The following is an 11,177-nucleotide window of genomic DNA, read 5'->3' as shown; positions in this document are numbered from 1 at the left end:
GCCCCGGCCATGCCCACCCGGCCACGAGCAACCGAAACCACCACTTCACCGCGATCCGACCAGCTCAGCCACGCGAAGCGAAACGGGGAGGCTAGGGCGCAACGGGGACGGGGACGTGCCCGGCTGTCCCGGCCGTGTCCCCGTCCGCGCCTCGCGCACGCGGACGGGGCGCCCCCGGATCCCGGGGGCGCCCGCGCCGGCCGGTGCGCCGCCCCCGCGGGCGGTCCGTCAGCCGAGACCGGCGGACTTCAGCCAGGCCTGGGCGACGTCCAGCGGGTCCTTGTTCTCCGCCTGCACCTGGGTGTCCAGGTCCAGCAGGGTCTGGGTGTCGAGCTTGGCGGACACGGCGTTCAGCGCGGCCACGCCCTTCTCGGACAGCGCGCCCTTGTAGGCGAGCGGCTGGACGTTCTCGAAGCCGAACAGGTTCTCCGGGTCCTGGAGGACGACGAACTTCTCCGTCTTGATGTTCGAGTCCGTGGTGAAGATGTCCGCGACCTGCACCGCGTCCTTCTTCAGCGCCGCCAGCGTGAGCGGGCCGCCCGCGTCGAGCGCCTTGAACGACTTGAACTCCAGGCCGTAGACGGACTTCAGGCCCTCCAGGCCCTGCCGCCGGGCCTGGAACTCCGGGGAGGCGCCGATGACCAGGTCCCCCGCGATGTCCTTCAGGTCGCTGATGGAGGACTTCTCCGTGAGGTGGTACTTCTTCGCGGTCGCCGCGTTGACCGTGACCGAGTCCTTGGACTGGGCCTGCGACGGGTCCAGCAGCGTGAGCTTGGGGTCCAGCTTGGCGGTGACGGCCTTGGTGGTCTCGTCGAGGGTCTTCGGGGCGGCCTTCTGGTCGAGGTAGGCCAGCAGCGCGCCGTTGTACTCGGGCATCACCGAGATGGCGCCGTTCTTGATCAGGCCGTAGGTGGTCTCGCGGCTGCCGATGTTCGGCTTGTACGTGACCTTGATCCCCTTGGCCTTGAGCGCCTCGCCGTAGATGTCGGCGAGCAGGGTGCTCTCGGGGAAGTTGTTGGACCCGACGACGACGCTGTCGCCGCTCGCCTTGCCCTCGGTGAGGGGGTTGCCGGACGTGCCGTCGTCGGAGGAACAGCCCGCCAGCAGCGCCGTCGCCGCCGCGAGGGCGACCACCGCCGCGCTGCGGCTCTTCCGGATGTGCCTGCTGATGTGGGTCGTTGAAGTCACCAGACGATCCAAGCCAGCCGCTTCTCGGTCAGTCAAGTGCAGGAGATCACCAATCGGCTTCGATCTGTGATCACTTGCGTACAGGCAGCAGTCCTCTCCCGTCCGTACGCCCGTGAACGGCGCCGCCGCGGGCCGGGGTCCGGCACCGGTCCGCGGCGGCCCACGGCCTCAGCCGCCGCGCCGGACGCCCGGTGAGACCGTGAGCCGGGCCGCCGCCCAGAACAGGGCCAGGGTGGCGAGGGCCAGGCCGGCGACCAGGGTGGCGCCGCCGACGACCTTCTCGTAGTCCTTCTGGTAGAGGCCGTCGATGATGTACCGGCCGAGGCCGCCGAGGCTGACGTAGGCGGCGATGGTGGCGGTGGAGACGATCTGGATGGCCGCCGTGCGCAGGCCGGAGAGGATCAGCGGCAGTGCGACCGGCACCTCCACCTGGAACAGCACGCGCGCCTCGGGCATCCCCATGCCGCGGGCCGCGTCCACCGGGGAGGGGTCGACGGAGCGGACCGCCTCGTAGGTGGTGACCAGGATCGGCGGTACGGCGAGCACCACCAGCGGGATCATCACCGGCAGCAGGCCGAAGCCGATCCAGAGGAACATCAGCACCAGCAGCCCGAAGCTGGGCAGCGCCCGGCCGGCGGTGGCGAGGAGGGCGAGGGTGTTGCCGCCGCGGCCGTAGTGCCCGGTGAGCAGGCCCACGGGCAGCCCGATCGCCGCGGCGATCAGCAGCGCCTCCAGCGAGTACCGGACGTGCTCGGCGAACCGGGTGGGGATGCCGTCGTAGCCGTGCCAGTGCGCGCTGTCGCTGAAGAAGGCGTGCGCGAAGTCCAGGACGTTCACCGGCGGGCCCCCTTCCGGGGCATCCAGGGGGTGAGGAGCAGGCGTACGAGGACCAGCGCGGCGTCGGCGAGGATGCCCAGCACCGCGATGGTCAGCACCGAGTTCACGGCCAGGGCGGGCCGGTGGTAGGTCTGGGCGTCGTAGAGCATGTTGCCGAGGGCCCCCTGGTTGCCGATCAGCATGCCGACGCTGACCAGGGAGATGCTGGACACGGTCGCGACCCGCAGGCCGGCGATGATGGCCGGCACGGCGATGGGCAACTGGACCTGGAAGTAGCGGCGCACCGCGCCGAAGCCCATGGCCTGGGCCGCGGCCAGGGTCTCCGGCGGCACCGAGCGGACGCCGTCCACGATCGCCGGCACCAGCACCACCAGGCTGTAGAGCGCGAGCGGGATCATGACGGTCGTCTCGCTCTGGCCGAAGTAGTCGATGAGGACGACGAAGAAGGCCAGCGACGGGATGGCGTAGAACACGGTGGTGATGCCGAGGACGGGCGGGTAGATCCAGCGCCACCGCACGCACAGCTGGGCCACCGGCAGCGAGACGAGCAGCCCGGCCAGCACCGGGATCAGCGCCTCGCGCAGATGCAGCCCGACGAGGCCGAGCCAGCTGTGCTGGAGGTCGCTCGGCAGGTCGAAGAAGCCGTTCATCGCCCGGCCTTCGCGTCCGCCTGCTCCGCCACCCGGCCGTGGGCGTCCCGGATCGCCTCGCCGATGACCTGCTGGGAGACGACGCCGACCGCGCGCCCCTGGCCGTCCACCGCGACCGCCCAGCCGGTCGGCGAGAGCACGGCGCCGTCGAGCGCGGTGCGCAGCGAATCGGTGCCGGGCACGAAGGGCCGCCCGTGGTCGAGGAGCCGGTCCCGGTCGACGGCGCCCGCGGTGAACCGGTCCGGTTCGCTCCAGCCGAGCGGTCTGCCGTCGGGGTCGGTGACGAGGAGGTAGGGGGCCGGGGCCGCGGCGGCGATCCGGCTCGCGTCCGCGTCGGCCGGGACCACGGGCGCGGTCTGCAACTCCAGCCCGTCGGCGGGGAAGAAGGACAGCCTGCGGATGCCGCGGTCCGCGCCGAGGAAGTCCTCCACGAAGGAGTCGGCGGGGGCGCTGAGCAGGTCGGCGGGCGGGGCGAACTGGGCGAGCCGCCCGCCGGTGCGCAGCACGGCGACCTTCGTGCCCAGCTTGATCGCCTCGTCGATGTCGTGCGTGACGAAGACGATGGTCTTGCCCAGCTCGTCCTGGATGCGCAGGAGTTCGACCTGGAGTCCCTTGCGCACGACGGGGTCGACGGCGGAGAACGGCTCGTCCATCAGCAGCACCGGCGGGTCGGCGGCGAGTGCGCGGGCCACGCCGACGCGCTGCTGCTGGCCGCCGGATAGCTGGTACGGGTACCGCTTGGCGAGCGCGGAGTCGAGCCCGACCCGTTCCATCAGCTCGGCGGCGCGCTCCCGGGCCTGGCGCTTGGGCGTCCCGAGCAGGCGGGGCACGGTGGCGATGTTGTCGAGGATGGTGCGGTGCTGGAAGAGGCCGGCGTTCTGGATGACGTAGCCCATCGACCGGCGCAGGGTGTTGACGGGCTGCTGCCGGATGTCCCGGCCGTCGAGGAGGATGCTCCCCTCGCTGGGCTCGACCATCCGGTTGATCATCCGCAGCGTCGTCGTCTTGCCGCAGCCGGAGGGCCCGACGAGGACGGTTATCGCGCGGTCCGGTATCTCCAGCGACAGCCGGTCGACCGCGACCGTGCCGTCCGGATACCTCTTGGTGACTGCATCTATCCGTATCAAAACGTCGCGTGCCCTTCGGGTCCGACCGATCCTGGCCTGCTGCGTCGAGAGTCTAGACCGGGAGTGTGTCGGCGCCGTGGAGGCAGCGTCACGCCGCGCGCCCGCCCCTGCGGCCGGGCACCGTGGCCCGCCCCCGACCGCCCGGGGGCCGCGCCGGCGGCACGCACGGGTGGCGTGCGGCCGGAGCGGCCCGTCGGCTCGGTCCTCGGCGGGGGTCGGCCGTCCGCGGGGTCAGCCCTCCGCTGGGGTCAGCCGGAGGGAGACGGAGTTGATGCAGTACCGCTGGTCGGTCGGGGTCGGGTACCCCTCCCCCGCGAACACGTGCCCGAGGTGGGAGCCGCACCGGGCGCACCGCACCTCGGTACGGACCATGCCGTGGGAACGGTCCTCCACCAGCTCCACCGCGTCCGTGTCCTTCGGGTCGAAGAAGGACGGCCAGCCGCAGTGCGACTCGAACTTGGTGGTGGAGGTGAACAGGTCGGCACCGCAGGCGCGGCAGGAGTACACGCCCTCGGTCTTGGTGTCCGTGTACTCACCGGTGTAGGCCGGCTCGGTGGCGGCCTGGCGCAGCACGGCGTACTCGGCCGGGTTCAGCTCCGCGCGCCACTGCTCGTCCGGCTTCTCGACGTCGTACGACATCAGTTCTCAGCCCCTTTACTGCGACAGGCGTTCCAGGATCAGCGGGCCCAGGTCGGTCACGTCGCCCGCGCCCATGGTGAGAACGAGATCACCGGGCTTCGCCATTCCCGCGACGGCCTCCGGGATCTCCGTCCGGTCGGGTACGGCGGTCACGTCGGCGCCGGCCGCGCGCGCGGCCTCGATGATCAGCTCGCTGGTGACGCCCGGGATCGGGTCCTCACGGGCCGGGTAGATGTCCAGGACCACCGAGGCGTCGGCGAGGGCCAGCGCCTGTCCCATCTCCTTGCCCAGCTCCTGGGTGCGGGAGAAGAGGTGCGGCTGGAAGACGACGAGGATGCGGGCGTCACCGGCGGCGGCGCGCATGGCCTCCAGGTCGGCCGTCATCTCGGTGGGGTGGTGGGCGTAGGAGTCGATCACCTGGACGCCCGCGGCCTCGCCCTTGAGCTGGAGGCGGCGCTTGACGCCGGTGTAGGCGGCGAGCGCGGGCGCCAGCTCCGCGGCCGGGATGCCGAGGGCGGCGCCGGCGGTGAGCGCGGCGACCGCGTTGAGCGCGTAGTGCCGGCCGGGCACGGACACCCCGAAGGACAGCTCCCGTCCGTCCAGCACGGCGGTGACCCGGCTGCGCAGCCCCTGCGGGACGATCGACAGGACGCGGACGTCGGCGTCCTCGGCCTCGCCGTAGGTGACCACCCGCACCGCGCTCGACGCGCGCACGCGCCGGGTCAGCTCCCGGGCGCCGTCGTGGTCGGCGGAGACGACCAGGGTGCCGCCCTCGGTGACGCGGTCCACGAACGTCTCGAAGGACTCGTAGATCTCGCCCATGGAGGCGTAATTGGCGTGGTGGTCGAGTTCGACGTTGAGGACGATGGCGACCTCGGGCGCGTACTTGTGGAAGCTGCGGTCCGATTCGTCGGCCTCCGCGACGAAGATCTCGCCTTCGCCGTGCAGCGCGTTGGAGCCGGGCGCGTCCAGGTCGCCGCCGATGGCGTACGACGGCCGCAGGCCCAGCTCGCCCAGGGAGACCGCCAGCATGGAGGTGGTGGTGGTCTTGCCGTGGGTACCGGCCACGGCGATCGGGCGCAGCCCCTCCATCAGCGCGGCGAGCGCGTCCGAGCGGTGCACGACCGGGATGCCCAGCTCGCCGGCGCGGGCCAGCTCCGGGTTGTCCTCGCGGATCGCCGAGGACACCACGACACAGCTCGCGTCGTCGGCGAGGTGCCCGGCGGCGTGCCCGATGTGGACGGTGGCGCCGAGCGCCCGCAGCGCCTCGGCGGTCGCCGAGTCCTTGGCGTCACTGCCGGCGACCCGCGCCCCGCGCTGGGCGAGGATCTTGGCGATACCCGACATCCCGGCGCCGCCGATGCCGATGAAGTGCGGTCGGTCCATGGCGGTAGGAAGGCCGGGTGCCATGCATTTCTCCCAAGATCTCCGGTACGGGGCTGAGCGGCCCCTAGCCTATGCGCTCACCCCCCGCCCTCCTCGCAGGGACCACGAACGGAACGCCGGGGGGTGTGGCCGGGACGGGGACGCCGGGGGCGCGGAGTCGGCGCCCCCGGGTCCGGCCCGATCCGCCGGCCCGATCCGGTGCGCACCGGCCCGCACCGCCCCGGCCCGGGCGTGCCGTCGTCCTCCTCCTACTCCTTGCTGTGTGAGAAGAGCTTCAGTACCGGTACGCCCACCTTGTGCCGGGCCCGGGAGGCCCAGTCGCGGTGGAAGAACTCCTCCACGTAGTGCGGGTCGGTCAGCACGATCACCTCGTCGGCGGCCACCTCGCCCACCAGCGCCTTCAGCGCGTCCAGCGGGTGGTCCTCGATCAGCCGTCCCTCGGCCTCGCTGCCCGCGGCGCGCAGCGCCTGGAGCGAGACGTCGAGGGCCTGCTCCCCCACGGTCCGCGCCTCGGTGCCCTCCGGGGTCTCCCCTTCGCGGACCGCCTCGTCGAGTTCGCCGAGCGCGATGTCGTCGATGGCCCGCAGCAGCCGGTCCGCCTGGTTGCCGCGCGGCTGGAGCAGCACGTGGAAGAAGACGGGTTCCTCACCGTGCAAGGTGGTGACGAACTCCACGTCGGCCGACGTCAGGGCCTTCTCGATCATCAGAACGCTTGTGAACACCAGGCGCCTCTTCTCCTTAGAGGGCCCGGACGGGCCCCTGCGGAAACCATCCTTCCCCGTGATCGCACGGGTACTGCCGGACCGGGTCCGATCACCGGACACCAGAACGGAACGGAATGTTCCGCTCAGCTCAGGACCGACGGTAACGGCCGAACAGGAATCCGTCCTCCTCCAGCAGGGACGCGAGGGAGAACCGGTGCGGAACGGCGACCGACGGCCCCCCGGCGATGCGCTGCGCGCTCCCGGCGGTGAGTGTCGGCGACACGGTCAGGCACAGCTCGTCCAGCACCTCGGCCGCGATCAGCTGCCCGAGCAGCCGGGGTCCGCCCTCGGTGAGCAGCCGCGTGTGGCCGAGGTCGGCGAGGGCCTGGACGGCGCGCGCGGGCTCCACGCCCATGCCCTCCCCCGCGATCACCACCCGGGCGCCGGCCTTCTCGGCGGCGGCGACCCGGTCGGGGGCGGCGGCGGCCCCCGTCAGGACCAGCGTCGGCACCGCGGGCGAGGCGAACAGGGGCAGCGTGAAGTCGAGCTCCAGGCTCGCGGTGACGATCGCGATCGCCGGGACCGGCGCCTGGTCGGCGGCCGCGCGCGCACCGGCGAACTCCGCGCGCACCCGGGCCGGGCGGTACCCCTCCTGCCGTACCGTCTCGGCGCCGACCACGATTACGTCCGCGAGCGCCCGCAGCGTGCCGAAGATCCGCATGTCGGCGGCGCTGGAGATGGGCTGCGAGCGGCCCTCGTGCTGGGCGGCGCCGTCGAGGGAGGAGACCATGTTGGCCCGCAGCCACGGCCGGGGGGCGCCCGGCGCGGGCTCCGGGTAGGCGTAGGCGGCGGCCAGCTCGGCGAGGTCCCACTCCCGGTCCTCGACGGCCGTGGCCCCGGCGCCCCGTCCGGCCTCCGCGGGGGGCTGGGCTGCTGTTTCTTCGGTCACAGGGAAGAGGCGTCGCATCCGTGCAGTGTGACACGGCGCTTAGCATGGAGAACTGTGTCGTCCTCCACCGCCGCCCCCGGATCCGGCTCCGTGCCGGACGCGGGCCCCCTGTCCCTGTGTGCCCGCGAGCCGCACGTCCCCGCGGACCGGCTGGTCGCCGAGATGGTGCCGCCGCCCCGCTTCGACTCGGTCCGCTTCGCCACCTACATCCCGGACCCGAACCAGCCCAGCCAGTCCGAGGCGGTCCGGGTGCTGGACGGCTTCGCGGCCGGGCTCGGCGGCGCGCACGCCGCCGGCGGCGGGAAACGCGGTTTCCTCGGCCTCGGCCGGCCCAAGGCCCCGAAGACCCCGGCCGGTCCCCGGGGCGTCTACCTCGACGGCGGCTACGGCGTCGGCAAGACCCACCTGCTCGCCTCCCTGTGGCACGCCACCCCGGCCGAGCCCTCGCTCAAGGCGTTCGGCACGTTCGTGGAGCTGACCAACCTGGTCGGGGCGCTCGGTTTCCAGCAGACCGTGCAGACGCTCGGCGGCCACCGCCTGCTGTGCATCGACGAGTTCGAACTGGACGACCCGGGCGACACGGTCCTCGTGTCGACGCTGCTCGGCAAGCTGGTCGAGGCGGGTGTGGCGCTCGCCGCCACCTCCAACACCCTGCCCGGCAAGCTGGGCGAGGGCCGCTTCGCCGCCGCCGACTTCCTGCGCGAGATCCAGGGCCTGTCCGCCCACTTCCGCGCCCTGCGCATCGACGGCGAGGACTACCGCCACCGCGGTCTGCCCGAGGCCCCGGCGCCCTTCTCCGACGAGGAGGTCATGAAGACGGCGTTCGCCACCGAGGGCGCCTCCCTGGACGACTTCGCGCACCTGCTGGACCACCTCGCCAAGGTGCACCCGAGCCGGTACGGGGCGCTGACCGACGGGGTGCGGGCGGTGTGCCTGACCGGCGTGCGGCCCGTGCCGGACCAGTCGACGGCGCTGCGGCTGGTGGTCCTCGCCGACCGGCTCTACGACCGCGAGGTCCCGGTCCTGGCCTCGGGGCTGCCGTTCGACCGGCTGTTCAGCGAGGAGATGCTGAACGGCGGCTACCGCAAGAAGTACTTCCGCGCGATATCCCGGCTCACCGCACTGGCCCGCGACGCGAAGGGCCTCGTCGGCGCCTACGGCATGTCGTGAGAGTGCTGCCCGGCAGACCGTCCCGACCGCCGGGACGCCGGGCGTTGCCGGGGGTCGGCAGCGTTGCAGAGCAACGTTTCAGCGGTACGCCGCCCCGCCGAGCCCTCGACCAGTCCGTTTCCCGGCAGGCGCGGCCGCAACACCCCCGCAACGGACGGCCGGTACTGCTCCGCTTGTGAAACGCGGACCGCAACACCTGCGGCCTCATCCATTCTGGTCCCTCGTCCGCAATCAGCCGGACAAAGGACAAGTCCCGCCCTGCCGTGGCGGGTTGGATGAGGGGAGAGCCCGGTGGACCGTCCTCTGCTGTCAATGAGATCGGCCCTGGTCCTTCTGCTGGCGCTGCTCGCCGGCGCGGGGGCGGGCGGGCTGGCGGCCGTAGGCGGGGAAGGCGTGGCGCACAGCCTGCTGGCGGGCCTCGGCGCCACGGGGCTGGCAGTGCCCTTCTTCAACGGCATCATCGCCTCCGAGGACACCGGTGCTCAGCGGCCGGCGTCCGCGGGTGCCCGCACGGCCGAGGGAGAGGGCAATGGGTGAACTGCGGCCGCTGGGCGACGACCTCAACGGCGCCTCGCGCGCACTGGCCATGGCGTTGCGCGAGTTGTTCGAGAGTCTTGAGGTGTCCGTTCGCCGGTACGCCGCCCGGCGCCGGCTCGATCCGGGCGCGGTCTCGCGCTACCTGAACGGCACCCGGTTACCTCCGTGGCACGTCATCAGCGACCTGTTCACCGATGTCGCCGAACATCGCGGGACCGCGGTGACCACCGAGGCCATCGAGCTGGTGCGAGGCCTCTACGGCTCGGCTGTGGACGCCTCCTCGCCGCCCGAACACGCGGTGGAGATCCTGGAGCGGCAACTGGCCGATGCCGACCACGTCTCCAGGCGGTCCAGCGTCCGCGGTGACGTCCTGGGCGACGCGCTCCTGGACCGGACCCAGCGCATCGCCGACCTGGAGACGCGCCTGAACCAGCTGGAGGCCGACCGCCTCGCGGAGCAGAGACGAGCCGACGAGCTCGCGGAGGCGCATCCGGACATCTACGGCCTCGTCCAGGAACGCGACGCGCTCGAACGGGAGGTCGAGCGCCTGGGAGCGGCGCTGCGGGAGGCGCAGGCTCAGCGCGCCGCGGCGGAAGGCCGCTGCGACCTGCTCGAACGGCAGTTGGACGCGGTCGAGAAGGCGCCCACGGCCGTGCTGCCGACGGGACAGCAGAGCATGCCCAGGATCCTCGTCGTCGACGATCAGCCGGACAACCTCCTGGCCATGACCGCGGTCCTGGCCACCCTGGACCAGGAACTCGTCACCGTCTCCTCGGGCCGGGAGGCCCTCAAGGCGCTGCTCGACCACGACGACTTCGCCGTCATCATCATGGACGTACAGATGCCGGAGATGGACGGCTACGAGACCTGCGCGCACATCAAACGCCGTCCGAGGACCCGGGACGTCCCCATCATCTTCCTCACGGCCATGGGCACCGAGTCCGAGCACTCGGCGCGCGGATACGCCGCCGGCGCCGTGGACTACATCAGCAAGCCCTTCGACCCATGGGCCCTGCGCGCCAAGGTCGCGGTGTTCACCTCCATCTACCTGGAGCGACACGGCCAGTAGGACCTCGCGCGGGCGTGGCGCCGCCGGGTCCCGTCCGCGGGGAGGGCGCGGGACCGGGCGGCTCCTCGCGGCCCGGACCGTGACGGATACGGCCGGCCCGGACGGCCCGCCCGACCGGACGTCTACCGGGCCGGCCGGGTGCCGAAACGGGCCGGCGCCCGGCGGTGCGGCGGGTCAGCGCCAGACGGACAGGCGGGCGACGGTCGGGGTGGTGTCACAGAAGTAGCCGAGCGCCTGGCCGCGGGCCACGTAGTCCTTGCCGGCCGCGTCGCAGGCGGCGGCGCTCGGGTACATGCCGACGTAGACCAGCCCGGCGGCTTGGGCGGACGGGGCGAGCAGCAGGGCGGCCGCGGCCAGCAGGCCGGTCAGGCTCAGGGTCGAAATGGGTTTGCGCATGGGTGTGTTGCTGCCTTCCTCATCCGGGGGCAAGCACTCCGGTAGTGATGATCCGGTGTGTGGTGAGCAGCTTCCTGCACGGTTCGGCCGGAGAGCAATGGTCGAGACCAAATCAATTCGGCCGGAAGTCGCCGTCGCGGCACCGGCCGGGCGGTGGTCCGCGGTCCGCCCGCCGGGGGGTGGCCGCCGACGGGAACCGTGGAGGCGGACTTCCGGACGGCGGGTCCGCCGGTGGAGGGCCGGGGCCGGAACACGGTCCCCCGCGGCTCCTCGACCGGCGGGCCGTAGCGGCCGTCCGCACGAGGAGGTGCGCGTCAACCCCCCTTACCCACCCGCACCGACGGCCCCGCGGATCCGGACGGAACCGCCCGGACGCTTTCGCCCGGCCGCCGACAGGCCGGGCGGCCGACCCCCGGCAAGGGCGGGTTCGCGCCACGCCACCCGCTTTTTTCACGCTCTCTTGCGCGCATGCGGCTCCGTCGGCCCTGCAAAGGGCCGCGCGACGCTAACGTGTTTCTTGACCAA

At 72.5% G+C, this 11,177-nt stretch carries 12 protein-coding genes; 3 read left to right on the top strand and 9 right to left on the bottom strand.

What is annotated here, in order from left to right; all coding sequences use genetic code 11:
- Positions 1–228 precede the first annotated feature (228 nt).
- The 8 genes from ACZ4K2_RS25830 to ACZ4K2_RS25795 form a co-directional block, all read right to left on the bottom strand.
- Complete coding sequence (locus ACZ4K2_RS25830; RefSeq protein ID WP_467475880.1) at positions 229–1,188, bottom strand: ABC transporter substrate-binding protein; 960 nt, start codon at positions 1,186–1,188, stop codon at positions 229–231.
- Between the two features lie 168 nt (positions 1,189–1,356).
- Complete coding sequence (locus ACZ4K2_RS25825; RefSeq protein WP_467475881.1) at positions 1,357–2,025, bottom strand: ABC transporter permease; 669 nt, start codon at positions 2,023–2,025, stop codon at positions 1,357–1,359.
- Positions 2,022–2,675, bottom strand: a complete 654-nt coding sequence (locus tag ACZ4K2_RS25820) for an ABC transporter permease (protein WP_467475882.1) — start codon at positions 2,673–2,675, stop codon at positions 2,022–2,024. Before ACZ4K2_RS25820 ends, ACZ4K2_RS25825 begins: the two co-directional genes overlap by 4 nt.
- On the bottom strand, positions 2,672–3,802 hold the full coding sequence (locus tag ACZ4K2_RS25815) for an ABC transporter ATP-binding protein (RefSeq protein WP_467475883.1): 1,131 nt from the start codon (positions 3,800–3,802) through the stop codon (positions 2,672–2,674). The genes ACZ4K2_RS25820 and ACZ4K2_RS25815 overlap by 4 nt, the downstream gene beginning before the upstream one ends.
- Before the next feature lie 231 nt (positions 3,803–4,033).
- Positions 4,034–4,441 carry a peptide-methionine (R)-S-oxide reductase MsrB gene (gene msrB / locus ACZ4K2_RS25810; RefSeq protein WP_467475884.1) on the bottom strand — a complete coding sequence of 136 codons (408 nt, stop codon included), beginning with the start codon at positions 4,439–4,441 and terminating at the stop codon, positions 4,034–4,036.
- A 15-nt stretch (positions 4,442–4,456) separates the two neighbouring features.
- Positions 4,457–5,851, bottom strand: coding sequence for a UDP-N-acetylmuramate--L-alanine ligase (gene murC / locus ACZ4K2_RS25805; protein ID WP_467475885.1), 1,395 nt, complete (start codon positions 5,849–5,851; stop codon positions 4,457–4,459).
- A 224-nt stretch (positions 5,852–6,075) separates the two neighbouring features.
- Positions 6,076–6,549 (bottom strand): indole-3-glycerol phosphate synthase, encoded by a 474-nt coding sequence (locus ACZ4K2_RS25800; RefSeq protein WP_467475886.1) that lies wholly within the window; start codon positions 6,547–6,549, stop codon positions 6,076–6,078.
- A 130-nt stretch (positions 6,550–6,679) separates the two neighbouring features.
- Positions 6,680–7,498 carry a pyrimidine reductase family protein gene (locus ACZ4K2_RS25795; protein WP_467475887.1) on the bottom strand — a complete coding sequence of 273 codons (819 nt, stop codon included), beginning with the start codon at positions 7,496–7,498 and terminating at the stop codon, positions 6,680–6,682.
- 36 nt (positions 7,499–7,534) lie between these two features.
- On the opposite strand from ACZ4K2_RS25795, the gene zapE reads away from it, so the two are divergent.
- From zapE to ACZ4K2_RS25780, 3 genes are all read left to right on the top strand, one after another.
- Complete coding sequence (zapE, locus tag ACZ4K2_RS25790; RefSeq protein WP_467475888.1) at positions 7,535–8,650, top strand: cell division protein ZapE; 1,116 nt, start codon at positions 7,535–7,537, stop codon at positions 8,648–8,650.
- A gap of 312 nt (positions 8,651–8,962) precedes the next feature.
- A complete protein-coding gene (locus ACZ4K2_RS25785) occupies positions 8,963–9,187 on the top strand; it encodes a hypothetical protein (RefSeq protein ID WP_467475889.1) in 225 nt (74 codons plus the stop codon).
- Entirely contained in the window at positions 9,180–10,256 is a 1,077-nt protein-coding gene (locus ACZ4K2_RS25780; protein ID WP_467475890.1) for a response regulator, read from the top strand. Before ACZ4K2_RS25785 ends, ACZ4K2_RS25780 begins: the two co-directional genes overlap by 8 nt.
- A 174-nt stretch (positions 10,257–10,430) precedes the next feature.
- On the opposite strand, the gene ACZ4K2_RS25775 is transcribed toward ACZ4K2_RS25780, so the two are convergent.
- Positions 10,431–10,652, bottom strand: a complete 222-nt coding sequence (locus ACZ4K2_RS25775; RefSeq protein WP_467475891.1) for a hypothetical protein — start codon at positions 10,650–10,652, stop codon at positions 10,431–10,433.
- Between the last annotated feature and the right edge of the window lie 525 nt (positions 10,653–11,177).

The organism is Streptomyces sp. NPDC025833 (assembly GCF_055558055.1).
This window is presented reverse-complemented; position numbering and strand designations above follow the sequence as displayed.